This window comes from Burkholderia plantarii (genome assembly GCF_001411805.1).
GTDB lineage: Bacteria > Pseudomonadota > Gammaproteobacteria > Burkholderiales > Burkholderiaceae > Burkholderia > Burkholderia plantarii.
Window position 1 is genome coordinate 1927949 of sequence record NZ_CP007212.1, and the last position, 24836, is coordinate 1952784.

The 24836-nt window shown below is 66.7% G+C and carries 29 protein-coding genes, 3 tRNA genes and 1 pseudogene; 21 read left to right on the top strand and 12 right to left on the bottom strand.

What is annotated here, in order from left to right:
- Nucleotides 1-117 precede the first annotated feature (117 nt).
- Nucleotides 118-204, bottom strand: a tRNA-Leu gene (locus bpln_RS08230).
- 215 nt (nucleotides 205-419) lie between these two features.
- On the opposite strand from bpln_RS08230, the gene rnr reads away from it, so the two are divergent.
- The 6 genes from rnr (at nucleotide 420) to bpln_RS08260 (ending at nucleotide 7868) form a co-directional block, all read left to right on the top strand.
- Nucleotides 420-2885, top strand: a complete 2466-nt coding sequence (rnr, locus tag bpln_RS08235) for a ribonuclease R (protein ID WP_042624749.1) — start codon at nucleotides 420-422, stop codon at nucleotides 2883-2885.
- A gap of 155 nt (nucleotides 2886-3040) precedes the next feature.
- Nucleotides 3041-3793 carry a 23S rRNA (guanosine(2251)-2'-O)-methyltransferase RlmB gene (gene rlmB, locus bpln_RS08240; RefSeq protein ID WP_042624750.1) on the top strand — a complete coding sequence of 251 codons (753 nt, stop codon included), beginning with the start codon at nucleotides 3041-3043 and terminating at the stop codon, nucleotides 3791-3793.
- A gap of 18 nt (nucleotides 3794-3811) precedes the next feature.
- Entirely contained in the window at nucleotides 3812-4789 is a 978-nt protein-coding gene (locus bpln_RS08245) for an N-acetylmuramoyl-L-alanine amidase (protein ID WP_244131884.1), read from the top strand.
- Nucleotides 4790-4984: 195 nt separating this feature from the next.
- On the top strand, nucleotides 4985-5680 hold the full coding sequence (gene rpiA, locus bpln_RS08250; RefSeq protein WP_055138550.1) for a ribose-5-phosphate isomerase RpiA: 696 nt from the start codon (nucleotides 4985-4987) through the stop codon (nucleotides 5678-5680).
- A 336-nt stretch (nucleotides 5681-6016) separates the two neighbouring features.
- Nucleotides 6017-6730 carry a FadR/GntR family transcriptional regulator gene (locus tag bpln_RS08255; protein WP_042624752.1) on the top strand — a complete coding sequence of 238 codons (714 nt, stop codon included), beginning with the start codon at nucleotides 6017-6019 and terminating at the stop codon, nucleotides 6728-6730.
- Nucleotides 6731-6866: 136 nt separating this feature from the next.
- Nucleotides 6867-7868, top strand: a complete 1002-nt coding sequence (locus tag bpln_RS08260; RefSeq protein WP_055138551.1) for a Gfo/Idh/MocA family protein — start codon at nucleotides 6867-6869, stop codon at nucleotides 7866-7868.
- Nucleotides 7869-7984: 116 nt separating this feature from the next.
- On the opposite strand, the gene bpln_RS08265 is transcribed toward bpln_RS08260, so the two are convergent.
- From bpln_RS08265 to bpln_RS08295, 7 genes are all read right to left on the bottom strand, one after another.
- Nucleotides 7985-8644 carry an amino acid ABC transporter permease gene (locus tag bpln_RS08265; protein WP_042624754.1) on the bottom strand — a complete coding sequence of 220 codons (660 nt, stop codon included), beginning with the start codon at nucleotides 8642-8644 and terminating at the stop codon, nucleotides 7985-7987.
- A 112-nt stretch (nucleotides 8645-8756) separates the two neighbouring features.
- The gene (locus tag bpln_RS08270) at nucleotides 8757-9551 is read right to left on the bottom strand and encodes a transporter substrate-binding domain-containing protein (RefSeq protein ID WP_042624755.1); all 795 of its coding nucleotides are present in this window, start codon (nucleotides 9549-9551) and stop codon (nucleotides 8757-8759) included.
- 107 nt (nucleotides 9552-9658) lie between these two features.
- On the bottom strand, nucleotides 9659-10687 hold the full coding sequence (locus bpln_RS08275; RefSeq protein ID WP_042624756.1) for a quinone-dependent dihydroorotate dehydrogenase: 1029 nt from the start codon (nucleotides 10685-10687) through the stop codon (nucleotides 9659-9661).
- 75 nt (nucleotides 10688-10762) lie between these two features.
- On the bottom strand, nucleotides 10763-11602 hold the full coding sequence (locus bpln_RS08280; protein WP_055138552.1) for an arginyltransferase: 840 nt from the start codon (nucleotides 11600-11602) through the stop codon (nucleotides 10763-10765).
- A gap of 414 nt (nucleotides 11603-12016) precedes the next feature.
- Entirely contained in the window at nucleotides 12017-12760 is a 744-nt protein-coding gene (gene aat, locus bpln_RS08285; RefSeq protein ID WP_055138553.1) for a leucyl/phenylalanyl-tRNA--protein transferase, read from the bottom strand.
- Nucleotides 12761-12774: 14 nt separating this feature from the next.
- Nucleotides 12775-13320 (bottom strand): NUDIX hydrolase, encoded by a 546-nt coding sequence (locus tag bpln_RS08290; protein ID WP_042624759.1) that lies wholly within the window; start codon nucleotides 13318-13320, stop codon nucleotides 12775-12777.
- Nucleotides 13321-13557: 237 nt separating this feature from the next.
- Nucleotides 13558-13634: transfer RNA gene (locus tag bpln_RS08295), tRNA-Met, on the bottom strand.
- Between the two features lie 203 nt (nucleotides 13635-13837).
- On the opposite strand from bpln_RS08295, the gene bpln_RS08300 reads away from it, so the two are divergent.
- Together bpln_RS08300 and bpln_RS08305 are read left to right on the top strand one after the other, a co-directional pair.
- Nucleotides 13838-14344 (top strand): heme-degrading domain-containing protein, encoded by a 507-nt coding sequence (locus bpln_RS08300; RefSeq protein ID WP_042624760.1) that lies wholly within the window; start codon nucleotides 13838-13840, stop codon nucleotides 14342-14344.
- The gene (locus bpln_RS08305; protein WP_042624761.1) at nucleotides 14341-14679 is read left to right on the top strand and encodes a DMT family transporter; all 339 of its coding nucleotides are present in this window, start codon (nucleotides 14341-14343) and stop codon (nucleotides 14677-14679) included. The genes bpln_RS08300 and bpln_RS08305 overlap by 4 nt, the downstream gene beginning before the upstream one ends.
- Nucleotides 14680-14770: 91 nt before the next feature.
- Here the strand turns inward: bpln_RS08305 and bpln_RS08310 are convergent, their stop codons facing one another.
- Nucleotides 14771-15199, bottom strand: coding sequence for a hypothetical protein (locus bpln_RS08310; protein ID WP_042624762.1), 429 nt, complete (start codon nucleotides 15197-15199; stop codon nucleotides 14771-14773).
- Nucleotides 15200-15565: 366 nt separating this feature from the next.
- On the opposite strand from bpln_RS08310, the gene ssuD reads away from it, so the two are divergent.
- The 6 genes from ssuD to bpln_RS08340 all read left to right on the top strand — a co-directional run bounded on the left by ssuD (nucleotide 15566) and on the right by bpln_RS08340 (nucleotide 19428).
- Nucleotides 15566-16726 carry an FMNH2-dependent alkanesulfonate monooxygenase gene (gene ssuD / locus bpln_RS08315; protein ID WP_055138554.1) on the top strand — a complete coding sequence of 387 codons (1161 nt, stop codon included), beginning with the start codon at nucleotides 15566-15568 and terminating at the stop codon, nucleotides 16724-16726.
- Nucleotides 16727-16740: 14 nt separating this feature from the next.
- The gene (gene ssuC, locus bpln_RS08320; RefSeq protein ID WP_042624764.1) at nucleotides 16741-17577 is read left to right on the top strand and encodes an aliphatic sulfonate ABC transporter permease SsuC; all 837 of its coding nucleotides are present in this window, start codon (nucleotides 16741-16743) and stop codon (nucleotides 17575-17577) included.
- A complete protein-coding gene (locus bpln_RS08325) occupies nucleotides 17574-18536 on the top strand; it encodes an ATP-binding cassette domain-containing protein (RefSeq protein ID WP_055138555.1) in 963 nt (320 codons plus the stop codon). Before ssuC ends, bpln_RS08325 begins: the two co-directional genes overlap by 4 nt.
- A 45-nt stretch (nucleotides 18537-18581) precedes the next feature.
- Nucleotides 18582-18797: a TOBE domain-containing protein gene (locus bpln_RS08330; RefSeq protein WP_013697841.1), complete on the top strand. Its 216-nt coding sequence runs from the start codon at nucleotides 18582-18584 to the stop codon at nucleotides 18795-18797.
- Nucleotides 18798-18940: 143 nt separating this feature from the next.
- Complete coding sequence (locus bpln_RS08335) at nucleotides 18941-19138, top strand: hypothetical protein (RefSeq protein ID WP_042624766.1); 198 nt, start codon at nucleotides 18941-18943, stop codon at nucleotides 19136-19138.
- A 35-nt stretch (nucleotides 19139-19173) separates the two neighbouring features.
- Complete coding sequence (locus tag bpln_RS08340) at nucleotides 19174-19428, top strand: hypothetical protein (RefSeq protein ID WP_042624767.1); 255 nt, start codon at nucleotides 19174-19176, stop codon at nucleotides 19426-19428.
- A gap of 51 nt (nucleotides 19429-19479) precedes the next feature.
- On the opposite strand, the gene bpln_RS08345 is transcribed toward bpln_RS08340, so the two are convergent.
- Nucleotides 19480-19827, bottom strand: coding sequence for a hypothetical protein (locus bpln_RS08345; protein ID WP_055138556.1), 348 nt, complete (start codon nucleotides 19825-19827; stop codon nucleotides 19480-19482).
- 205 nt (nucleotides 19828-20032) lie between these two features.
- Between bpln_RS08345 and bpln_RS08350 the strand changes: the two genes are divergently transcribed.
- The 3 genes from bpln_RS08350 (at nucleotide 20033) to bpln_RS08360 (ending at nucleotide 21970) form a co-directional block, all read left to right on the top strand.
- The gene (locus tag bpln_RS08350; protein ID WP_275472434.1) at nucleotides 20033-20542 is read left to right on the top strand and encodes a YgiW/YdeI family stress tolerance OB fold protein; all 510 of its coding nucleotides are present in this window, start codon (nucleotides 20033-20035) and stop codon (nucleotides 20540-20542) included.
- Nucleotides 20543-20844: 302 nt separating this feature from the next.
- Complete coding sequence (gene dusA, locus bpln_RS08355; protein WP_055139482.1) at nucleotides 20845-21798, top strand: tRNA dihydrouridine(20/20a) synthase DusA; 954 nt, start codon at nucleotides 20845-20847, stop codon at nucleotides 21796-21798.
- 96 nt (nucleotides 21799-21894) lie between these two features.
- Nucleotides 21895-21970 (top strand) — tRNA-His (locus tag bpln_RS08360).
- An 85-nt stretch (nucleotides 21971-22055) separates the two neighbouring features.
- On the opposite strand, the gene bpln_RS08365 is transcribed toward bpln_RS08360, so the two are convergent.
- Complete coding sequence (locus tag bpln_RS08365) at nucleotides 22056-22358, bottom strand: hypothetical protein (RefSeq protein WP_055138557.1); 303 nt, start codon at nucleotides 22356-22358, stop codon at nucleotides 22056-22058.
- 140 nt (nucleotides 22359-22498) lie between these two features.
- Between bpln_RS08365 and bpln_RS33780 the strand changes: the two are divergent.
- From bpln_RS33780 to bpln_RS37640, 3 genes and pseudogenes are all read left to right on the top strand, one after another.
- Nucleotides 22499-22817: pseudogene (locus bpln_RS33780) on the top strand (DUF1153 domain-containing protein).
- Complete coding sequence (locus tag bpln_RS37635; RefSeq protein WP_158336051.1) at nucleotides 22814-23062, top strand: hypothetical protein; 249 nt, start codon at nucleotides 22814-22816, stop codon at nucleotides 23060-23062. The pseudogene bpln_RS33780 and the gene bpln_RS37635 overlap by 4 nt, the downstream one beginning before the upstream one ends.
- 98 nt (nucleotides 23063-23160) lie before the next feature.
- A complete protein-coding gene (locus bpln_RS37640) occupies nucleotides 23161-23571 on the top strand; it encodes a DDE-type integrase/transposase/recombinase (RefSeq protein WP_244131916.1) in 411 nt (136 codons plus the stop codon).
- 228 nt (nucleotides 23572-23799) lie between these two features.
- Here the strand turns inward: bpln_RS37640 and bpln_RS08370 are convergent, their stop codons facing one another.
- A complete protein-coding gene (locus tag bpln_RS08370) occupies nucleotides 23800-24306 on the bottom strand; it encodes a hypothetical protein (RefSeq protein WP_055138558.1) in 507 nt (168 codons plus the stop codon).
- 37 nt (nucleotides 24307-24343) lie between these two features.
- Here bpln_RS08370 and bpln_RS35195 point away from each other — a divergent pair, with 37 nt between their 5' ends.
- Complete coding sequence (locus bpln_RS35195) at nucleotides 24344-24805, top strand: hypothetical protein (RefSeq protein ID WP_148653963.1); 462 nt, start codon at nucleotides 24344-24346, stop codon at nucleotides 24803-24805.
- The last annotated feature ends 31 nt before the right edge of the window (nucleotides 24806-24836 follow it).

Consider the following 24836-nt stretch of genomic DNA (forward strand, 5'->3'; position numbering starts at 1 on the left):
ACCCCGGTTTCGCTGGCAGGCGAAACCTTTCGAGTCCCCACGCAAAGTGCGCAGGCACTTTGCTTCCTGGCCAGGAAATGAAAAAGGCCGGCATGAAGCCGGCCTTTTTTAAACTTGTGGTGCCCAGGAGAGGACTCGAACCTCCACGGTGTTGCCACCGCTAGGACCTGAACCTAGTGCGTCTACCAATTCCGCCACCTGGGCACAAGCTGCATCAAGCAAGAACGCAATCATAGCAGCACGAATAATTGTGTCAACACCTTTTTGCATCGCCGCCGTGATCGGCCCGCTCGCGCGCCTCGTGCCCCGTTTCGCGGCTTTCGGCGCGGCGGCGGGTGATAGAATGGCCCGCAACCTGGCGTCCGATCGTTCGAACCGGACGAGTAGTTCACGCAACGAGAACAACCATCGACAAGCCCTTGAGCAAGTATCCGTATCCCATCCCGAGCCGCGAAGAAATCCTCGGCGTGCTGCGCACGAGCGACGCCCCGCTGGCCGCGAACGACATCGCCGAAGCGCTGTCGATCAAGCGCCAGGAACGCGAGGGCTTCTTCCGGCGCGTCGCCGCGATGGAGCGCGACGGCCAGATCCGGCTCGACAAGCGCGGGCATTATCAGTTGACCCATCCGTCGAATTTCGTGGCGGGGCGCGTGCAGGGCCATCGCGACGGCTACGGCTTCCTGATCCGCGACGACGGCCAGGACGACCTGTTCCTGCCGAGCGGCGAGATGCAGAAGGTCATGCACAACGATCGCGTGCTCGCGCGGATCGTCGGCTACGATCGCCGCGGCCGCCCGGAAGGGCACGTGGTCGAGGTCACCGACCGCGCCAACAAGCGCGTGATCGGCCGCCTGCTCAACGAGAATGGTGCCGTGATCTGCGCCCCCGAGGACAAGCGGATCGGCCACGACATCCTGATCACGCAGAACCCGAAGAAGGCCAAGGTCGGTCAGGTGGTGGTGGTCGAGCTGACCGAATTCCCGAGCCGCCATTCGCAGCCGCTCGGTCGCGTCGCGGAAGTGCTCGGCGACATCGACGATCCGGGCATGGAGATCGAGATCGCGGTGCGCAAGTACGGCGTCCCGCACGAGTTCAGCCCGGCAGCGCTGACGGCCTCGGCTGCGCTGCCGGACAAGGTGCGCCCGGTCGACCTGCGCTATCGCGTCGACCTGCGCGACGTGCCGCTCGTCACGATCGACGGCGAGGACGCGCGCGACTTCGACGACGCCGTCTACTGCGAGCCGACGAAGGTCGGCCGCGGTGACGGCTTCCGGCTGATCGTCGCGATCGCCGACGTCTCGCACTACGTGAAGCCGGGCGAGTCGCTCGACGTCGACGCGCTCGAACGCAGCACCTCGGTTTACTTCCCGCGCCGCGTGATCCCGATGCTGCCCGAGAAGCTGTCGAACGGGCTCTGCTCGCTGAACCCGCAGGTGGATCGCTGCGTGCTGGTCTGCGACATGGTGGTGACCGCGCGCGGCGAAGTGAAGGCCTACCAGTTCTATCCGGCCGTGATCCACTCGGCGGCGCGCCTGACCTACACCGAGGTCGCGGCCGTGCTCGGCAACACCAAGGGGCCGGAGGCCGCGCGCCGCGCCGATCTGCTGCCGCACCTGCAGGATCTCTATGGCGTCTACAAGGCGCTGTTCGCGGCGCGCCAGAAGCGCGGCGCGATCGATTTCGACACCACCGAGACCTACATCGTCTGCAACGCGCAGGGCAAGATCGAGCAGATCCTGCCGCGCCAGCGCAACGACGCGCACAAGCTGATCGAGGAATGCATGTTGGCCGCCAACGTCTGCGCGGCCGACTTCATGAAGCGCCACAAGCAGTCGGGCCTGTACCGGATCCACGCCGGCCCGACCGTCGAGAAGCTCGAGAACCTGCGCTCGTTTCTGCGCGGCATGGGGCTCACGCTCGGCGGCGGCGAGAAGCCCCACGCGAGCGACTACGCGGCGCTGATGGCGAAGATCCGCGAGCGGCCCGACGCGCAGATGCTGCAGCCGATGCTGCTGCGCTCGATGCAGCAGGCCGTCTACAGCCCCGACAACATCGGCCATTTCGGTCTCGCCTACGATGCCTACGCGCATTTCACGAGCCCGATTCGCCGCTATCCCGACCTGCTCACGCACCGCGCGATCTACGCGATCCTGTCCGGCCAGAAGTACACGCCGAAGGCGCCCGACGGCGTCACGCTGAACACGGCGCTTTCGCCGCGTGCCCGTGCGATGCAGAAGGAAGACGACGAATCGCGCAGCCGCGTGCGTTCGAACGACGCGATCTGGGAAGAGCTCGGCCTGCACTGCTCGGCCAACGAGCGGCGCGCCGACGAAGCCTCGCGCGACGTCGAGGCCTGGCTCAAGTGCTATTTCATGCGCGACAAGCTCGGCGAGGAATACGGCGGGATGGTCAACGGCGTGACGCCGTTCGGGATCTTCGTGCAACTCGATACGCTGTTCATCGAGGGGCTCGTCCACGTCACCGAACTCGGCTCCGACTATTTCCAGTACGACGAGATCAAGAACGAGTTGCGCGGCGAGCGTACCGGCATCCGCTACCGGCTGTCGGACCGCGTGCGCGTGCAGGTCGGCCGCGTCGATCTCGACGCGCGCAAGATCGATTTCCGGTTGGTGCGCGACACGCCCGTGAAGGCGCCGCGCGGCGCGGCCCCGCTGCCGGCCGAACGCGGCGCGCCGCGTGTGCGTGCGATGCCCGGCGTGACCGGCGAGGACGAGCCGCCGGCGGGGCGCCGCAAGGCCGCCGCCGGCAGCACGGTCGCGCCCGCCGCGAAGGACGCGCGCACCGCGCATCCGCCCGCCAGGAAGAAGGGCGGCACGGCGGCCAAGTCGCCGGCGAAAAAGGCGCGTCCGCGCAAGAAATATTGACCCCGTGGCCGGCGCCGTCGCGCGCCGGTCCGGGCGGTCGATGAATCGAAGACGCCGCGTTGTCCGGCCGCGAGGCCGGCAACGCGGCGCTTCCGTTTGCAATGCTCGCGAGGCGCGCCGGCCGCGCTCCGCGTCAAGATGAAGGTTGGTCAGTCATGTCACGTTTGAAGGTTCTCTACGGTTTTCACGCAGTCACCGCGCGCTTGCGGCACGATGCGTCGACGGTCGCCGAGGTGTTGTACGACCAGACCCGGCGCGATCGCCGGATGACGGATTTCCTGCAGACCGCGAAGGAAGCGGGCGTGCGCCTGATCGCCGCCGACGAAACGCGGCTGTGGGGCCTCGCGCATACCGAGCGCCATCAGGGTGTGGTAGCGCGCGTCGAGGATCTGCCGCTCGCGCAGAACCTGGCCGAGCTGCTCGACGGCATCCAGGGCCCGGCGCTGCTGCTGGTGCTCGACGGCGTGACCGATCCGCATAATCTCGGCGCCTGCCTGCGGGTGGCCGACGCGGCTGGCGCGCACGCGATCATCGCGCCGCGCGACCGCGCGGTCGGGCTCAACGCGACGGCCGCCAAGGTCGCGAGCGGCGCGGCCGACACCGTGCCCTACATCACGGTGACGAACCTCGCGCGCGCGCTGCGCGAGTTGAAGGACGCGGGCGTCTGGGTGATCGGCACGGCCGACGACGCGCCGGCGAGCCTCTACGAGACCAAGCTCGAAGGCCCGGTCGCGCTGGTGATGGGCGCCGAGGGCGAGGGCATGCGCCGCCTCACGCGCGATACCTGCGACGACGTGATGAACATCCCGATGGCCGGCAGCGTCGAGAGCCTGAACGTGTCGGTGGCGAGCGGCGTGTGCCTGTACGAAGCCGTGCGCCAGCGGCGCGTGGCTGGCGCCGCGAAGTAAGCCGGTGAGGCCGGGGCGATGAATACGATGCCGTGGGCGATCACACGCCGGCCCGCGCCGGCGGCGGGTGGCGCCGGCCGGCGCGGCCGCGTGCTCACGGCGACGCGCGTGCTTGCCGCCGGGTGCCTCGCGGCGGCGCTGGCCGCCTGCAGCTCGCCCACGCTCGTCGATCGCGGCAGCTACGTCGCCGATACGAGCCACCCGGCGCGCGGCGCCGATTCGCGCGTGCGCTTCCTGGTGCTGCACTACACCGAGGCGGACGACCCGCGCGCGCTGTTCGTGCTGACCCACAACGACGTCAGCGCCCATTACCTGATCCCGAGCCATCCGGCATACCGCAACGGCAAGCCCGTCGTGCTGCAGCTGGTGCCGGAGAGCGAGCGCGCGTGGCATGCGGGCGTCAGCGACTGGCAGGGCACGACCGAGCTCAACGCGGCCTCGATCGGCATCGAGATCGTCAACGCCGGCCCGCTCGACGCGCCGGCAAACCAGACCTGGCAGGCCTATTCGCCCGATCAGGTCGAGGCGGTCGTGAGGCTCGCGCAGGACATCGTCGCGCGCTACCGGATTCCGCCGACGCGCGTGGTCGCGCACAGCGACATCGCTCCGCAGCGCAAGATCGATCCGGGTCCGGCGTTCCCGTGGCAGGCGCTCGCGCGCGCCGGCGTCGGCGCCTGGCCCGATGACGCGACCGTGACCGCGCGGCTGGCGGGACGCGCGCCCGGCGACCCGGCCGACGTGCGCGGGCTGCAGCTGAAGCTTGCGCGCTACGGCTACGACGTGGCGACCGACGGCATGCTCGACGCGCGCACGCGACGCGTGTTCGCGGCGTTCCAGATGCACTTCCGGCCGGCTGACTACTCAGGCAAGCCGGACGCGCAGACCGACGCGATCGCGCAGGCCCTGCTCGACAAGTATTTCCCCGGCGCGGGCGCGCCGACCACGGCGCCGGTTTCGGCGCCGGCCGCTGGGGCCCGTCCCGGCATGACGCCGTAGTTTTCCCGCGGTTCCCGCTCGTTTTCGCGCGTCCTCGCCCGTTCCCCGCCCGCCGTGCGTCGCGCTTGCGAGCGCATCCGCTTCGCACGGCGAGCCGACTGTCGCGCCGACGCCGCGCGGTCGACGAAAATCGACGCCATGCCGAACGACTCCGGTAAACTCGCCGCTTTCGCAATCAGCGCTTTCCCCCTCTCCATGACTCAAGACGAACTCAAACGCCTCGTCGGCCAGGCGGCCGCCGACTACGTGCTGGCGAACGTGCCGGAAGGCTCGGTGATCGGCGTCGGCACCGGCTCCACCGCGAACTGCTTCATCGACGCGCTGGCCGCGATCAAGACACGCTACCGCGGCGCGGTATCGAGCTCGATCGCCACCACGCAGCGCCTGGAAGCGCACGGCATCCGCGTGTTCGACCTCAACGAGATCGACGGCCTGCAGGTGTACGTGGACGGCGCCGACGAGATCGACGCGAGCGGCGCGATGATCAAGGGCGGCGGCGGGGCGCTCACGCGCGAGAAGATCGTGGCCTCGGTATCGGGCACCTTCGTCTGCATCGCCGACGCGAGCAAGCGCGTCGCGACGCTCGGCGCGTTCCCGCTGCCGGTGGAAGTCGTGCCGATGGCGCGCACCGCGATCGGCCGCCGGCTGACCGCGCTGGGCGGCGTGCCGGTGCTGCGCGTCAAGGGCGACGGCACGCCCTACCTGACCGACAACGGCAACGAGATCCTCGACGTGAAGGGGCTCGCCATCACCGATCCGCGTGGGCTGGAAGCTACGGTCAACGGCTGGCCCGGCGTCGTCACGGTCGGTCTGTTCGCGCAGCGCGGCGCCGATCTGTGCCTGCTCGGCGGCGCGGCCGGGGTGGAAACGATCGATTATCGCGGCGTTTAAGCGGGAGTTTAAAAATCAGCGCGACGCGATTTTCGATTTTCGAGCGGCGCGCGCGAATGAATCACCAGCCGCAAACGTTTTGCGATACTGACAAACTGCCCGACGGCTTTTCCCAAGCCTGTCGGGCATTTTTTTGCTATAGGATATCTAAACGAAATCCTAAGAGGGATTACCCTCTCAGGTGTTTACTAGATAGCATTGCGACCGCGAACTCAGCAATGTATCGAACATACGAACAATAGTGTCGCGTACATTTCCAATAAAACGAGAGAAAAGGGGCCGGGCCGAACTGCGGGGGCAGTACGCCAACACAGATACGTAACGGGGAGGTCTCGTATGGAACAGGCAAAAGACAGGTCGCTCGTCAGCAAGGTGATGGACGGGCTTGTCACAGGGATAGTGGAAGACAAGTACGGCGGCATCCTGCCGCCGCAGGACGTGCTGTCGAGGGATTTCGACGTCAGCCGGACGGTGATGCGCGAGGCGCTCTCGATGTTGCTCGCGCGTGACATGCTCGACGTGCGTCCGAAGGTCGGCACGCGCGTGAGGCCGATGCGCGACTGGCGCATGATCGACGAGGACGTGGTGAGCTGGCGCTTCCGGGCGAAACCGGACCCGCAGTTCATGCGCGACGTGCTCGAATTCCGCATGCTGATCGAACCGCGCGCGACGGGGCAGGCCGCCGAGCGCGCGAACGCGGCGGAGATCGCCGGCATTCGCGAAGCCTTCGAGGCGTTCCGCGCGCTCGAGGTGGGCGAGGCGAACTACGACGCCGCCGACGAGCTGTTGCACGCGCGCATCGTCCACGCGAGCGGCAACCAGTTCTACCAGCAGATGAGCGCGATCATCTGCGGCGCGCTGCGGCTGGTGCGCGAGCAGACGGCCCGGCGCGAAGGCAGCCACGAGCGGCTGGTCGGCCTGCACGAGCGCATCGTCGTGGCGATCGAGCAGCGCGACGCACGGGCGGCGGAAGCGGCCGCGCGCGAACTGATCGACCTGACGACCGAGGCGCCGTGCCATGCGCCGGCGGAGGCGCGCGCCGTGGGCTGAGGCGTGCCGAGACGGACTGATTAGGGAACGGGCGGAGGCACTGCGGCGCGGGCGGGACACCGGCCCCCGCCGGCCGTTATCATGACGGCCGGCCGCCGGCTTGGCCGGCGAGGTTTCCCGTTCAACTCCGATCCCGATGACCGCTCCTTCTTCCCAACCGATCCGTTTCGGCATCGTCGGCGCGGGCGCGATCGCGCGCCGCTTCGCGCAATCGCTGACCCATGTGGCTCACGCCACGCTCTCGCAGGTCTGGGCACGCCGCCCGGAAGCGGCCGCCGCGTTCTGCGCCGAGCTGGGCGGCACGCCCGCGGCGAGCTTCGAGGCGCTATGCGCGTCCGATCTCGACGCGATCTACATCGCGACCCTCAACGACAGCCACGCGCGTTACGCGCTCGCCGCGCTCGCGGCCGGCAAGGCCGTGCTCTGCGAGAAGCCGGCCACCGTCAACGCGCGCGAGCTCGACGCCGTGCTGGCGGCCGCTGCGGCGGCCGGGCGGCTGTTCATGGAGGCCATGAAACCGCCGTTCTATCCGCTCTACCGGCGGCTGCGCGAGCATCTCGCGCGCGACCCGATCGGCGCGATCCGGCTGGTGCGGGCCGGCGGCGCGTTCTCGACGGTGCCGGCCGATCATCCAAGCTTCAGTTTCGAGGCGGCCGGCGGCGCGCTGCTCGACATCGGCATCTACGAACTGTTTCTCGCGGTCGACTGGCTCGGCGAGGCGCGCGAGGTGCAGACGCTCGGCCGCGTCGGCGCGAGCGGCGTGGACGTGTTCGCGAGCCTGAACAGCCTTCATGCCGAAGGCGGCATCGCGCAGCTGTTCTGCGGGCTCGACGTGATGGGGCGCGGCGACGCGCTGCTCGGCGCGGCGGGCGGGACCGTGACGATCCACGAGAACTGGTGGAATCCGGCGAAGGCGACGATCCGTTACGCGGACGGCCGCGTCGTCGAGCTCGACGAGCCGTTTTCGGGCGGCGGCCTCAACTACGAGACCGAGCACTTCTGCGCGCTGCTGCGCGAAGGGCGGCTCGAAAGCCCGGTGATGACGCACGCGCATTCGCGCCACATGATCGCGCTGTGCGACGCGGCGCGCGCGGCGCTCGGCGTGCGGTTCGCGGCTGACGACGCGAGCGCGGGCTGACGGCGGCAGGCCGTCGACCGGGGACGTTCGATTGACGGCGGGCGGCTCGCCGAGATCGCGCCCACACCCCAGCTGCGTCAGGGCCGGCGCGGGCCGCCGGCTTCAAGCTTCACGCTTCAGTGCCGCCCCGGCAGCGCGAGCCGGCGCTCCCACCAGCGCTGCACCCACTCGAGGATCTGGCACAGCACCCAGTAGACGGCCGCGGCCGCGAGATAGAGCGGCAGCGGCTGGTAGGTCGAGGCGATGATCTCCTGGGCGCTGCGCAGCAGCTCCGTGACGGTGATCACCGAGACCAGCGAGGTGTCCTTGATCAGGCTGATGAGGCTGTTCGACAGGCTCGGCACGGCGATCCGCAGCGCCTGCGGGCCGATCACGTAGCGCAGCGTCTGCCCCCACGACAGGCCGAGGCTGTACGAGGCGAGCCACTGGCCGCTCTCGATGCCGTTGATCGCGCCGCGCATGCTTTCGGACATGTAGGCCGCGACGTTCGCCGACAGCGCGATCACGCCGGCCGGCGTCGGATCGAGCGAGATGCCGAGGCTCGGCAGGCCGTAGTAGATGACGAAGATCTGCACCAGCAGCGGCGTGCCGCGCATCAGGCTCACGTAGACGCGTGCGATCGCATTGAGCACGCGGCTGCGGGCGATGCCCATCAGCGCGAGCCCGACGGCGGCGATGAGGCCGAACACCATCGACAGGACGGCGAACTTGACGGTCAACACCGCGCCCTGCGCAAGCACGGGCAGCGAATCGACGAGCAGGGAAGTGATCGACATGTGGAGCGGGTGAGGCCGGCGCGAAAAGCGCCATCATAAACCGACGATATAAAGCGAAGGGCGGCACCGTCGCCGGCGCCGCCCTGCAAGCGCGCACGTGGCGCGGCGGGACTTACTTGATCGGCTTCGACACGTCGATGCCGAACCACTTGTCCGAGATCTTCGTGAAGGTGCCGTCGGCCTCGAGCTGGGTCATCGCCTCGTCGATCGCCTTGGCGAACTGCGGGTTGCCCTTCTTGAACGGGATCGCCGACGGTTCGCCGGCCTGCAGCGTCGCGCCGGTGCGCAGCGGCAGCTGCGAGTTCTTCAGCAGGTAGGCGAGCATCAGGCGGTCGTTGAGCGCCGCGTCGAGGCGGCCGGCCGCGAGGTCACGCAGATACTCGGGCGCGCCCGGGTAGGTCTTCACGTCGATGCCCGGCACCGACTTGGCCATGTCCATGTAGTTCGTGCCGAGGCCGACGCCGAGCTTCTTGCCCTTGAGGTCGTCGAGCGACTTGAACTGACGCGTGTCGTCCTTGCGCTGGATCAGCTGCGCGGCCGAGTACGTATAGCCCGGCGAGAAGTCGAGCACTTCCTTGCGCTTGTCGGTCACGCCGACCTGGTTGACGATCACGTCGAACTTGCCCGCCTGCAGGCCGGCGATGATGCCGCTCCACTCGGTCGTGACGAACTCGGGCTTCAGGCCCAGCTTGGCGGCCACGGCCTTGGCGATGTCGACGTCGTAGCCGACCAGGTCGCCCTGCGGCGACTTCGAATTGAACGGCGGGAACGTGCCTTCGAGGCCGATGCGCAGCGTGCCGCGCTGTTTGACCTGATCGAGCAGATCGGCCGCGTGCGCGGTGGCGGCGACGAGCGACGCGCCGATCAGGCCGGCGGTCAGGAGCTTCTTCAGCAACGCAATCTTCATTCTGTTCCCTGTAATGCCCGCAGCGGGCGTTGACGATAGCGGCGCATCATAGCGAAGCGCAGGCACAAGCCTAACTATCGTTTGTTCATTTCCATATAACCGCGATATCAGCCGCGCGCGATGGCACGCACGCAATCGGCGACGAGCGGCGGCCCGCGATAGATGAAGCCCGTGTAGAGCTGCACCAGCGACGCGCCCGCGGCGAGTTTCGCACGCGCGTCGTCGCCCGAAAAGATGCCGCCAACCCCGATGATCGGTACCGCGCCGCCGAGCTCGGCGTGCAGCTTGCGGATCACCTCGTTGGACGCGTCGAACACCGGCCGCCCCGACAGGCCGCCCGCTTCCTCGGCGTGCGGCAGACCCTGCACGGCGCTGCGCGAAAGCGTGGTGTTGGTGGCGATCACGGCCTCGATGCGATGGCGCAGCAGCAGCGCGGCGATTTCCCTGACCTGTTCGTCGTCGAGATCGGGCGCGATCTTCAGCGCGAGCGGCACCAGCTTGCCGTGCAGGTCGGCCAGGCGCGCCTGCTTGTCCTTCAGCGCGGCGAGCAGCGCGTCGAGCTCGTTCGAGCCCTGCAACTGGCGCAGGTTCTTCGTGTTCGGCGACGAGATGTTGATCGTCACGTAGCTCGCGAACGGGTAGACGCGCTCGAGGCAATAAAGGTAATCGTCGGCCGCGCGCTCGATCGGCGTGTCGGCGTTCTTGCCGATGTTCAGGCCCAGTACGCCGCGATAGCGCGCGGCCTGCACGTTCTGCACGAACTGCTCGACGCCGTGGTTGTTGAAGCCCATCCGGTTGATCACCGCCTCGGCCTGCGGCAGGCGGAACATGCGCGGGCGCGGGTTGCCCGGCTGCGCGCGCGGCGTGACCGTGCCGACCTCGATGAAGCCGAAGCCGAGCGCGGCGAGCCCGTCGATGCAGGCGCCGTCCTTGTCGAGCCCGGCCGCGAGCCCCACCGGGTTGCGGAACGTGAGGCCCATCACGGTGCGCGGCGCGTCCGGCACGCTCGGCGCGAGCAGCCCGGCCACGCGGGCGCGGCCGGCGGCGCCGAGCAGGCGCAGCGTCAGGTGGTGGGCGTCTTCCGCGTCCATCCGGAACAGGGACGCGCGGGCAAGCGGATAAAGGGAGCTGAACACGACGGGAAGGGCGGGGCCGAAAATTGATAACCCGCCATTTTAACCGAACGGCGGCCGGGCCCGGCCGCCGTGGCCTCAGCGCGTGCCGCCGTGGCCGGCCGGCAGCGGCGCGCGCGCGAGCGCCGCGTCCACCGGCGGCAGGTCGACGGTGGTCGGGTCGAGCGGTTTCCAGCGGCCGTCGATGAGCCCTTCGAGCGGCCGGAAGTTCGCCTTGTAGGCCATCTTCGGGCTCTCGCGGATCCAGTAGCCGAGGTAGACGTAGGGCAGGCGCAGGCTGCGTGCCTGCTCGATCTGCCAGAGGATGTTGTAGGTGCCGTAGCTCGCGTTGCCGTCGCCGGGTTCGAAGAACGTGTAGACCGACGAGAGCCCGTCGCCGAGGATGTCGATCATGCTGATCATGCGCAGCGTGCCGGGCATGGGCGTGCCGTGTTCGCCCGGCAGCGGGTCGCGGAATTCCACGAGCCGCGAATTGATCCGGCTCTGCAACAGGAACTGTTCGTACTGGTCGCGGCTGTCGCGATCCATGCCGCCGCCCGCATGCCGCGCGGACTGGTAGCGCATGTAGAGCGCGTAGTGCTCCTCGTCGTAGTGCAGCGGCGACACCGTGGCCAGCAGCGCGCGATGGCGGTTCCACATCTTGCGCTGGGTGCGGCCCGGCGTGAACGCGTCCACCGGCACGCGCACCGGGATGCAGGCGCGGCAGCCGTCGCAGTAGGGGCGATAGGTGAACACGCCCGAGCGGCGAAAGCCGGCCTTGACGAGTTCGGTATAGATGTCGGAATTGATCAGGTGGCTCGGCGTGGCGACCTGGGAGCGCGCGACGCGGCCGTCGAGATAACTGCACGGGTAGGGCGCGGTGGCATAGAACTGCAATGCCGAAAGCGGTGAAAGCGGCAGCTCAGTGGGATGAGTCATGGGCAGCTCTCGAAGCGGACTGGTGCGTCAGCGGGCCGGGCGCGCGGCGCCGGAACCCGTCGCGCTCCGTGCCGGACCCGAACGGATTCCGCAGGCCGGCCCGGCGCGATGGCACGCCACGCGGGCGGCGCTGGCGCGATGGGCGGCATGCGCGGCGGCCGGCGTGGCGGGCGACGCGTGCTGGCGGCGGATCGTCAGGGTGGGCATCGGATAGCGAGTCGGATGGTGCCGGCCTCGGCGGGCGCCGGCCGGTCGGATGTCGATAAAGGTAACATGAAAATTGTCGCGCCGAGGAGTCTTCGCGGGCTTCGCGCGGGCCGCCCGGAAGCGGCGCGGGGCGGCCGATTCGGCGCGATTTTGTGATGGCTGGCGTGCCCGGGCCTGGCCTCGACTTCGCGTGATCCCGTGGCGGCTTCAGCCGGCCGCGGCCGGGCCGGTCAGGCGCGCGAGCACCTGCTTGTCGAAGCGCCACGGGATGCCCGGCTCGCCGGTGGCGGCGCGCACGTGCGCGACGAAGCGCTGGCGCTCGATTTCCCGGCCGCCGAGCGAGGCGAGGTGGCCGGTGTTCTGCTGGCAGTCGATCATCTCGATGCCGTACACGAGCAGATGCGCGACGAGCGTCGCGAGCGCGATCTTCGAGGCGTCGGTGGTGCGCGCGAACATCGATTCGCCGAAGAACATCCGGCCGAACGCGACGCCGTAGAGGCCGCCCACGCGTTCGCCGTCGAGCCAGGTCTCGACGCTGTGCGCGTTGCCGGCGCGATGCAGTGCCGTGTAGGCGTCGACGATCTCGTCGGTGATCCAGGTGCCGCGCTGGCCCGCGCGCGGTGCCTGCGCGCAGGCCCGCATCACGGCGGCGAAATCGTCGTCGACGCGGACCTCCCAGCGTGCGTCGCGCAGCACGCGGCGCAGCGTCTTGCGGAACGTGGTCGAGACGCGGAACTCGGCCGGCACCAGGATCATGCGCGGGTCGGGGCTCCACCAGAGCACCGGCTGACCGTCCGAGTACCAGGGGAAGATGCCGCGATGATAGGCGTCGGCCACGCGCGCCGGGTGCAGCTCGGCGCTCGCGGCGAGCAGTCCCGGCGCGCCGCTCGCGGGGCCGAGCGCACGCTCGACGGGCGGGAACGGGGCGTCGGGGGCGAGCCAGGGGACCATGCCGGTGCCGCGGATCAGCCGTTGCGCAGCGAGCGGAAGATGTCGCCGGTATGCACGCCGAACGAGCCGGCTTCGCGATCGGCGAAGAACAGGCGCAGCGTCTGGCTGACGGTGGGGAACGCGATGTCGTCCCACGGGATGTCGGCTTCGTCGAACAGCCGCACCTCGAGGCTTTCCTCGCCGGCCGAATAGTCGGGATCGGTCAGGCGCGCCAGATAGAACAGATGGACCTGATGCACGTGCGGTACGTTGAGCAGCGTGAACAGGTTCTGCACCTCGACGTGCGCGCCCGCTTCCTCGAGCGTCTCGCGCGCGGCGGCCTCCGAGGTGGTCTCGCCCATTTCCATGAAGCCCGCGGGCAGCGTCCAGTAGCCGTAGCGAGGCTCGATCGCGCGCCGGCACAGCAGCACCTGTTCGCCCCATACCGGCACCGTGCCGACCACGTTGCGCGGATTCTGGTAGTGGATCGTGCCGCATTGGTCGCAGACGAAGCGTTCGCGGTTGTCGCCGGTCGGGATTCGCGCAACGACCTCGTGGCCGCAGGCTGAGCAGAATTTCATGGGAATGGGGAGCGAAAGGGTGATGCGAGTGTATCACCGGGCGGGGCGATTCCTGAACAGCGGAGGGCGGCGGCGCGAACGTGTCGGCGCGCTGGCTCGCAAACCCGCTGCGATAACGGAGGCCTGGCGGGGGCCGGAAACAGGCGCATGTCGATGGCGACCGGACGATGCAATACCGGCGCCCCAAAACGAAAATGGGCCACGAGCTTTGCGCTGTGACCCATCATCGATTCGACTTGGTTGCGGGGGTAGGATTTGAACCTACGACCTTCGGGTTATGAGCCCGACGAGCTGCCAGACTGCTCCACCCCGCGTCCGTCAGAAGAATTAAATTATAGGGTGTTCCCGGACGGCGTGCAAGCGTTTTGTTCGATCCCGTCATGGTGCGTCGAGCGTGGCACCGCTAGGCTAGAATCTTTCGGCCGCGCGGGAGTCCCGTTTTGCGTCCCGGCTCCGGACCTTTTCACCATCGGGCAGCCCACCCGCCTGCGATGCGCCGCCCGCTTCGACGATCTTCATGGACCTCGCTCACGATCTGCAATCCATCCTCGTTCAGGAACACACGCTCGTCTTCCCGCAGTTCGATACCGGCCGCGCCTGGGCGCTCGGCGTGCGGCTGCGCGAGATGGCGGTGGCGCGCGGCCACGCCGTGGCGATCGACATCGGCACCTTCGGCCAGCCGCTGTTCTTCGCGGCGCTCGACGGCGCGACGCCCGACAACCTCGTCTGGATCGCGCGCAAGCGCAACACGGTCGCGCATTTCCGGCGCAGTTCGTATGCGATCGGCCTGCGCATGAAGCAGGCCGGGACCACGCTCTTCGCGAAGCACGCGCTGCCGGCCTCCGAGTATGCCGAGCACGGCGGCGCGTTCCCGCTTGCCGTCGCGGGCGTGGGCGTGATCGGCACCGTCACGGTGTCGGGCCTGCCGCAGCGCGCCGATCACGAGCTCGTGGTCGAGGCGCTCAGCGCGGAGCTCGGCCACGACTACGCGGCGCTCGCGCTCGCGAGGGAGGCGGCGCAATGAAGCTGCCCGCCTACGCATGGCTTGCGCTCGCGATCGTCGCCGAGGTGATCGGCACGTCCGCGCTGCGCGCATCCGAGGGATTCACGCGGCTCGTGCCGACGCTGATCGTGGTGGCCGGCTACGCCATCGCGTTCTATGGTTTGTCGCTGACCTTGAAGAGCATGCCGGTCGGGATCGTCTATGCGATCTGGTCCGGCGCCGGCATCGTGCTGATCACGCTGGTGGCGATCGTGCTGTACAGGCAGGTGCCGGACCTGCCGGCCGTGATCGGGCTCGGACTGATCATCGCGGGCGTCGTCGTCCTCAATCTGTTCTCGAAGATGCAGGCGCACTGAGTGGTAACGGTGCTTCGTTGCGCGCGGACCTCGCGTGCCCGAGGCCCGCATGCGACGCGTCGAACGAAATCGTTCAAGCGCGGCGGCGGGTTCAGTCGTCGTAATCGTCGTCGGACATGAACGCGCGCATGAACACGAGTGCGCCCCAGCCCCAGATCGCGTTCGCCGCGAAGCCGACCGCGAGCGGCGAGAGCATGTTGCCGGCCGGCCAGATGCCGCGCAGCGGATCGATCACGAACACGCGCGCGGCCGTCGGCACGAGGCCGCCGAATACCAGCGCCTGCACCCACGGCGCGCGCCGCTCGGGCGCCACGCGCAGCAGCCATGCCATCAGGATCGCCCAGCACGCGCTGACGAGCGCGTTGACAATGAATTCCGGCATGCCGAGCGGCGCGAACGGCACGACCGAGAAGCCGGCCGTCTCGATGAGTCCCGCCGCGTGCAGCAGCGCGAGCGTCGCTTCGCGGAAGAACAGGGCGGCGAGGAAGCCGGACAGGAACGGCAGGATGACTTTCTGCATCGGGGAGAGCGTGGTGGGCGCGGCAATCGGCCGATTTCACGGGTGAGTCGGTTCGGGTTTGCCATTATAGGGGTGCCCGCCGCGGTCCGATCGCCCACGCGTCGCGATATTCGCTGCAGCAGCGCGCAAATCACGAAAGCGGAAAACCTAAGTTGAAAAAAATCGTTCCTAAACGATGACCCCCTCCCTAGACTGATTTCCCAGAGACGGTAGTGCCGTCCCCCGCGCAATCGCGAGCTCGCCCGCCGCGCGGATCGATCCGGCGAGCCCCTTTCCCGGCAGACGTTTTTCGTTCGATGCGCGCCGCGCGCGTCGAGGGGATCGCTTTGCCCGAATTTCGCAAGAACAGTCAGGCAGGAGCATCAGATGAATGTGTTCTGGTTTATTCCGACGCACGGCGACAGCCGCTACCTCGGCACCTCCGAAGGCGCGCGCGCGGCCGATTACGATTATTTCCGGCAGGTCGCCGTGGCGGCCGACACGCTCGGCTACGAAGGCGTACTGCTGCCCACCGGCCGTTCCTGCGAGGATGCCTGGGTAGTGGCCTCGAGCCTGATTCCCGCCACCCGGCGGCTGAAGTTCCTGGTCGCGGTGCGCCCGGGGCTGTCGTCGCCGGCCCTGTCGGCGCGCATGGCCGCGACCTTCGACCGGCTCTCGGAAGGACGCCTGCTGATCAACGTCGTGACGGGCGGCGACACGACCGAACTCGAAGGCGACGGCGTGTTCGTCGATCACGACACGCGCTACGAAATCACCGACGAATTCCTGCACGTCTGGCGCGAACTGCTCGCGAAATCGCACGATGGCGCCAACGTCGATTTCGACGGCAAGCATCTGCAATCGAAGGGCGGCAAGCTGCTCTATCCGCCGGTCCAGAATCCGCATCCGCCGCTGTGGTTCGGCGGCTCGTCGCCGGCCGCGCACGCGATCGCGGCCGACCACATCGACACCTACCTGACCTGGGGCGAGCCGCCCGAGGCGGTCGAGAAGAAGATCGCCGACATTCGCGCGCGCGCCGAGGCGCGTGGCCGCCAGATCAAGTTCGGCATCCGCCTGCACGTGATCGTGCGCGAGACGGAAGAGGAGGCGTGGGCCGACGCGGACCGCCTGATCAGCCGGCTCGACGACGCGACGATCGCGCGCGCGCAGAAATCGTTCGCGAAGATGGACTCGGAAGGGCAGCGCCGCATGGCCGCGCTGCACGGCGGCAAGCGTGGTTCGCGCCAGGAGCTCGAGGTCTATCCGAACCTGTGGGCCGGCGTCGGCCTCGTGCGCGGCGGCGCGGGCACCGCGCTCGTGGGCAGTGCCAAACAGGTGGCCGAACGGATGCGCGAATACGCGTCGCTCGGCATCGAGACCTTCATCCTATCCGGCTATCCGCATCTCGAGGAATCGTATCGCTTCGCCGAACTCGTGTTCCCGCTGATCAACAAGGGCGAGGGCACCCAGCGCCGGACCGGCCCGCTGTCGGGTCCGTTCGGCGAGGTGATCGGCAATCACTACGCGCCGAACGCGAGCCAGAGCTGAACGGAGGCACGACGATGGCAACGCCGACACTTCAGAACCTGGGAGGCGCCGGCCGCGGCGTGGTGCGCGGCGTCGCGCTGCGCGGCTGGCGCGCGATCGCGCCGTGGCTCGTGCCGATCGCGCTGGTGCTGGCTTGGGAGCTGGCCGCGCGCACCGGCGCGCTGTCCACGCGCGTGCTGCCCGAGCCGCTCGCCGTGGTGCGCGCCGCGTGGTCCTTGATCGAATCGGGCGACATGTGGGCCAACGTCAAGGTCAGCACCTGGCGCGCGCTGGTCGGCTTCGCGATCGGCGGCGGCGTGGGCCTCGTGCTCGGCCTCGCGACCGGGCTGTCGAAGGCGGCCGAGGTCGCGCTCGATTCGACGATCCAGATGATCCGCAACATTCCCGCGCTCGCGATGATTCCGCTCGTGATCCTCTGGTTCGGCATCGACGAGAAGGCCAAGCTGTTCCTCGTCTCGCTCGGCGTGTTCTTCCCGATCTACATCAACACGTACCACGGCATCCGCTCGGTCGACGCGAACCTGATCGAGATGGCGAAGAGCTACGGCGTGAAGGGCTTCGCGCTCTATCGCGACGTGATCCTGCCCGGCGCGCTGCCGTCGATCCTGGTCGGCGTGCGCTTCGCGCTCGGCCTGATGTGGGTGATGCTGATCGTGGCGGAAACGATCTCCGCGCAATCCGGCATCGGCTACATGACGATGAACGCGCGCGAATTCCTGCAAACCGACGTGGTGGTGGTCGGCATCCTGCTGTACGCGATCCTCGGCAAGCTCGCCGACGTGCTCGCGAAGTGGCTCGAACGCGCGACGCTGCGCTGGCACCCCGCGTATCAACCGGGAGCGAAATCATGAGCTCGACCACGCTGAATCCGACCTATGGCCCGATCGCGGGCGCCGATCTCGAGGCCGAGCTGGCCCAGGCGCGCACGTCCGACGCCGACCGGCAGAACGCCGCTGTGTTCGAGCGCGACGCCGGCGCCCACGTGGTGCCGCTCGCACGGCACCGCGAGGCCGGCGCGAACCTGCGCGGCGCCGATCATTCGGTCGAGCTGCGCCACGTCGGCAAGCAGTACGGCGAGCGCGCCGTGCTCAGCGATTTCAACCTGTCGATCGAACGCGGCAGCTTCGTCGCGATCGTCGGCCGCAGCGGCTGCGGCAAGTCCACGCTGCTTCGCCTGATCGCCGAACTCGAAAAGCCGACCGGCGGCACGCTCGTCAAGCGCACCGAAACCGGCGCCGCGCTCGACACGCGGATCATGTACCAGGACGCGCGGCTGCTGCCGTGGAAGACGGTGCTGCAGAACGTGATGCTCGGCCTTGGCCGGCGCGCGCGCGACGAGGCGCGCGCCGTGCTCGACGAGGTCGGCCTGCTCGAGCGCGCCAACGACTGGCCCGCGCAGCTGTCGGGCGGGCAGCGCCAGCGCGTCGCACTGGCTCGTGCGCTCGTGCATCGTCCGCAACTGCTGCTGCTCGACGAGCCGCTCGGCGCGCTCGACGCGCTCACGCGCATCGAGATGCATGCGCTGATCGAGCGGCTTTGGCGTGAGCATCGCTTCACGGCGCTGCTCGTCACGCACGACGTGCAGGAGGCGGTGGCGCTCGGCGACCGGATTCTGCTGATCGAGGCGGGCAAGATCGCGCTCGATCAGCCGGTGCCGCTCGATCGGCCGCGCGCGCGCGCTTCGGCGTCGTTCGCCGCGCTCGAGGACCGCGTGCTGCAGCGCGTGCTCAAGGGCGGCCCGGGACTCGATGCGCCGGACGCGTTCGAGCCGCCGGCCGCGTCCGCGACCCGTATCCGCTGGGCGGTCTGACGCCGCCCGGCTCCATTTGATTGATCTTTTCGGAGCGAATCCCCAATGAGCATCATCGCCATCAACGTACGCAACCAGTTCAAGGGCAAGGTCAAGGAAATCATCCGCGGGCCGGTGGTGTCCGAGGTCGACGTCGACACGCCGTTCGGCATCGTCACGTCGGTCATCACGACGCGCTCCGTCGACGAACTGGAGCTCAAGGTGGGCGCCGAAGTCGTCGCGCTCGTGAAATCCACCGAGGTGTCGATCGCGCGCCTCTGAGCCTCGCGCGGGGCGGTGCGCGCCGGCCCGGTGACGGCCGGCGCTGTCGTGCATGGCGGCCGCCTGGCGTTGGCACGGCGCGTGCCGGTATTTTCATTTTGTAGTGCTAGGATCGAAGCTCTCCCCAACGACGGAGGCGATCCATGTTTCCCGTACTCAGTCCCGACGCGATCGACGCGCTGAAATGGCTCGACCGGTTCGGCGGCCTTCGCCCCATGCCTTCGCAGTTCGCGCCCCTCATCGACGGCTTGCTCAACGACGGTTATGTTTACCAGAGCGGCGCCGGGCTCGTCGACCTGACCGACGACGGCCGGGCGTATTTGTCGGAACAATTCGACTGATCGGTAACGATCGGACGCGACTCGGGAGGACGAATATGGAAACCACAGGACGTGATCTCGGCAATTTCGCCGAGGTGTACAAGGGCTACCGGCTCGAAGTGCGCACGGAGCAGGTCTGGATCGGCGAGAAGGCGCACTATCGCGTGCTGGAAGGCGACGCCGAACTGATCGGCTGGCGGCTCGTGCATGTCGACGGCGTCTGGCTCAGCGAGCGGCGCGTCGTCGATCAGGTGCTGGCGCTGGCGCGTGCGGCCGTCGATCGCGAGTTGGGCGGCGCGCGGGCGGCCTGAAGCCACGGATGCGGAAACGGCGCCGGTTGATCGGGCGCCGGTGTCACGCGTTCACCAGGTCAGGCTCGCGCCGCAAGTGGACGAGTGATCCGGGCCGGTGAAGCAGTAGGTGCTCGTGTTCTTCGAGCGCGGCTGGATGGAAATCGATCGTTCCGGCGCGACGTATCGATGGACCTGATAAGGGAATTTTCCGTGCAGATCCATGCGGTCCTGATTCATCCGGGTCTTGATCGACTCGCGAATCAGGTCGGCCTGTTTGCGCTGCTGGTCTTTCTCGATCTCGTCGTATCGTTTGAAGAGGACGCCGCCGGTGCCTTCGGTGCCTTCGGTGGATTCAGGCGCGGCGCCGGCGGCGAGACTCACGCCGATCAACAGGAAAAAGATGAGCGGGAATCGCATGGTTTCTCCTTGAAGCCAAATTGATGATCGGTGGGGCGATAAAAAATAGAACGCCGATACGAGAATAGAATGCCGATACGGTCGCATATTGTCGGGACTCATCGTGCCGCCAATCACCAAGGCTGCTTGATTTCACACTGAAAATCGAATTAGTCCGACCAACTGCCGCAGGTTTGCCGCGCGGCGATTCAACTGCCGTTTCCGCATGCGTTTTCATCGACTTTCGAAAGAGTTCGATGGAAACCATCAAGAGCGCCTTTTAGGCTCGGCGATATTCGACACGGAGCGATTCCGGGATGTCGATTTTCACCACTTCGCCAAAGGGGGCACGAAGATGAAACGCATGGGGATGGCCATTTTGCTCGGCATGTTTTCGGTGGGCGCGTTTGCCCGGCAGGGCGGCCCGGTTTCACACGATGGCTTTGGATCGCCCGGTGGCTTCAAGGGGCCGACGCCGGGCCTGACGACGGTCGCTCAGGCCAAGTCGTTGCCGGACGATGCCTGGGTCGTGCTGGAAGGGCATATCGTCAAGCAGATCGGACATGAACTGTACGAGTTTCGCGATAAAAGCGGCACGATCCGCCTCGACCTCGATGACAAGCGCTGGATGGGGCAGACCGTGGTGCCGACCGACAAGGTGCATGTCGAAGGCGAGGTCGACAAGGACTGGAACAGCGTGGAGATCGACGTCAAGACCCTGCGCCTGATGCGATAACGCCAAACCGGCGATCCGCCGAGGCGTGACCGGGCTTGCGCATGACGCGGCACCTGGCAGGTTCGGCGGATTTGCCGCACATCACCTATACTTCCGTCCTCGTGTTTTCCGGGTGATGGTGCCCATGCGGCTTGCGATATTCCGCGAAAAAATCCGTGCATGCATCATGGCGCCCGATTACGAAGCGCCGGCAAACACGACGGAGAACGGCAGCGAACCCAACATGCCAAACGGGCAGCAACACCTTGACTGAAAAGAATTTTTCCGCGAAAACCACGCCCCGCCGCGTGTCCGTCGCGCCGATGATGGACTGGACTGACCGCCATTGTCGCGCCCTGCATCGAACCATCTCGCGACATGCCTGGCTGTATACGGAAATGGTGACGACGGGCGCGCTGATGCATGGCGACGTGGCGCGCCATCTCGCGTTCACGCCCGACGAGGCGCCCGTCGCGCTGCAACTGGGCGGCAGCGAACCCGACGATCTCGCAAAGTCGGCCAAGCTCGGTGAAAACTGGGGCTACGACGAAATCAACCTGAACTGCGGCTGCCCGTCGGAGCGCGTGCAGCGCGGCGCGTTCGGCGCCTGCCTGATGAACGAGCCGACGCTCGTGGCCGATTGCGTGAAGGCGATGCGCGACGCGGTGTCGGTGCCGGTGACGGTCAAGCACCGGATCGGCGTGGATGCCGTGGAGGAGTACGCGTTCGTGCGCGATTTCGTGGGCACCGTCGCGCAGGCCGGCTGCGACGTATTCATCGTCCACGCGCGCAACGCGATCCTGAAGGGCCTCTCGCCGAAGGAGAACCGCGAGATCCCGCCGCTCAAGTACGATTACGCGTACCGGCTCAAGCAGGATTTCCCTGACCTCGAGATCATCATCAACGGCGGCATCACGACGCTCGATGAAGTCGATGCGCATTTGCAGCACGTCGACGGCGTGATGCTCGGCCGCGAGGCCTATCACAACCCGTTCGTGCTGGCCGAGGTCGATGCGCGTTTCTACGGTGCGGCCGGCGCAGTGCCGACGCGCGAGGAAATCGAGGCGCAGCTGATCGCCTACTGCACCGACGCCGTCGCACGCGGCACCTACCTGGGCGCGATCGTGCGCCACGCGCTCGGGCTCTACCGCGGCGTGCATGGCGCGCGCGGCTGGCGGCGCGTGCTGTCGGACAGCAAACGGCTCTCGCGCGGCGACGTGGCGGCGATCTTCGCCGAGGCTCGAACCCACCTGACGGCCCCCTCCGAAATTTTTTAAAAAAGGGGCTGTACAAAACGAAGAAGTGTCCATATAATCTCACTTCTTCGCTGCTGAAACAAAACGGCAACGAAGCAGAAGTAAGCAATAACAGTGGTGGCTGTAGCTCAGTTGGTAGAGTCCAGGATTGTGATTCCTGTCGTCGTGGGTTCGAGTCCCATCAGCCACCCCAAAGAATGTCAGTAAAAACAGGCGCTTAGGCGCCTGTTTTGCTTTCCATGATGTGAATTTCGGAGCGGAAAACGCAATTTCGGAATTTACTCGATCGCATTTGTCGTCTTCACCTTTCCTCGATCGTCTCGCTGATGTGCCGTGCAGGGATTCGCCTGCGCGGCGAAATCGTATGCGCCCGCGTCTCGATTCGACAATTCGATGGTGATGGCGGCGGGGCGGAGATCCTCCATCGAGAAGTCATCGGGGTGCTTCGTCGGCATCGTTTCCATCCCTCCCTTTATCGGGCGGTTGATCCGGTTCGCGATGCGCTGCGCGGCCTCGCGCATCATCTTCCCTTCCTGCTCGCGCGCGATCTTGGGATCGTGCGCGCCGATGAAGGCGTACACGGCGTTCTGCCAGACCGACGCCCAGCCACTCTTCGGATGCGTCTAGCCGCGCCGGTTCGGGAACAGTAAGGCGCCGTCGATCTGCCGATCGTGTACCGACCCAGTCAAAACCTGCTCACGTCATATTGAACGAAAAGACGATGAGCACGAAGATGGACGAAGATATCAAACGATGGACTGCCAAGCGCAAGAGCGCGCTGGTGACGGACATCGTTCAGGGCAAGACGACGGTTGCCGAAGCCAACCGCACCTATGACCGGTCGCCATCCGAGGTCGAGAACTGGGTGGACGTGGACGACGACAAGCGAGGCATGAAGAACGCGCTGCGCGCCAATCCGCTTGACGTCAAGAGCAATACGAGCGGCAGGTCAAGGAGCTGCAAGCGGCTTACTGCGAAGCCATGCTGGAGTTGCGCGCCAGAAAAAATTGCAGTCCCTGCTGGGCGAGGACGAGAAGTGATCGAAACGATCCATCAGGGACTGAAAGAAGAAGGCGTTGTCGTTTCGATTTCCCAGCTCTGCAGGTGGTTCGACGTGCCGCGCCGAACCGTGTATTACCGGCCAGTCAAAGCACATCCCGTCGTGCAGGCGCGTTTCTCGGAACCGATCAAGGCGATGATCGAAGAGTCACCATCGTTCGGTTATCGGACGGTGGCGCACCTGCTGGCTTCAACAAGAACACCGTGCAACGCGTGTTCCAGTTGATGGGCTGGCACGTGCGCAAGCGGCCGGTTGGCTTTCGGCCACGCGTGCAATCAATGCCATCGGTTGCGCTGCAGCCAAACGAGCGCTGGTCCACCGACATGTGCCGTGTTTGGGCAGGACGAGACGGCTGGGCAACTTTAGCCTTGGTCATCGATTGCTACACGCGCGAGTTGCTGGGTTGGCACCTGTCTCGCAGCGGAAAGGCGACGACCGCAACCGACGCGCTGGAACATGCCTTGATCGCCCGATTCGGCACTCTGGGGCGCGTGTCGAGGCCGTTCTTGCTGAGGAATGACAACGGCCCGGTTTTCACGAGTCAAAAGTACACGAAGCTGGTACGGAATTACGCACCGGCGACCGCATCAATCGCTGCAGATGAAGGCTCCGGCCGAGGCATTTGCTTTAGCCGCTTAACCTGTGCAGGCTTGGCGCGGTCATTAGATGGACGTCGTGGTGCGTGTAAGAGAGGCGGTGGACCCATCGCGTGCAGCGAGTCAGGCTGCGTTTGATGTAAACGTCGTGTTTATTTCTGGATCGACGGCCTCACCCGACCCGTTCACGTTGATCCGTATGGCGAAGCGTCACGAGAGGGAAGTCTCGATTCTTCAAGATTAGCGGATTTTGGAAAAAATCATCGAAGTCGAGATAAAACGCAGGAAGGCGTGAATCAGCGTGACGAGAACTATTTGGAAAGACCGGTGTCGTTCCGCGGCGCGACATCCATATTTATCCATCGATCAGCGCACGGCCTCGTCTTTTCGAGGCCGCGTGCTTCGTGGCGAATCGTTCGCGAGAAAGAGTTCCAGCGTCCGCTGCAGGGCCTCAAATATCTCGTTGGAAATTCCCGCACCGTCTGCGGCAATAATCGAGTCGATCAGCGTTTGAGCGGCCGGGCTGCATTTTCTCAGGGCCGCGTTGTCGGCGGTCTGGTGATTCGGTGTCAGCTCGGCGTGCAGGTCGTCCGACGCAAATTCCAGCCCCTTGCCATCCTCGATCCAGGTCGCGTCGATACCCAGCATCTTCTGTGCGAGCAGGCGCCCCTCCTTGGACACGCCGTGACCGCGATAAGCCCAGTTGTTCAACACTTGCTCGCTTTTGTTGAGCGCGCGCGCGAGGTCCGCAAGTCGCACGATCGTGCGATCCTTCCTATTGGCCGCGGCAAGGAGCCGCGCGACAGACGCGTGCATTGGCTTTTCCATGCGCGCAATGTTGGCGCAAGTGCTCGCCTTGTTGATAAACGTCATGTTTGATTTTTAATTAAACATAGTGTTTAATTGCGCCATGAATGTCATCGCAATTAAGCAAGGCACAGCGTCAGGCCACCGATTGATTGGCAGCGGCGGCGGTTATCGGAAATTCACCCACGCGCTTCACATGGACGCCGCCCGCGCGGCTCGGTACGCACGGACTGCCGGCCGGCGCGGCAGGCCCGCACCGGCCGGCACCGTGCCGCCTGTCGGGACCGCCAGGGTTCCGATGGAGATTGCTAGGCCGCTTCGCAACTTCCAGCCACCGCCGGGCGCGCGCGATGCATCGGCCGGAACACCCTCGAGCCAATTGACGGCGCTGCTGTTCCGCCGTGCTTTTTCCTTGCGCAGCAACAAACCGGTGACGCTGACCATGCAGGCACGCCACATGTCCGGCGTCCGTGCCGAGAGTGGCGAACGCCGCCGTGACCGCTCACGACGGCCCGGTTTCATCGCGGCAATCGACGGCGAGGATGGGATGAAAAGCGGGCCTTGAAGACTCCGAGACACGTTGATATGAGGGATGC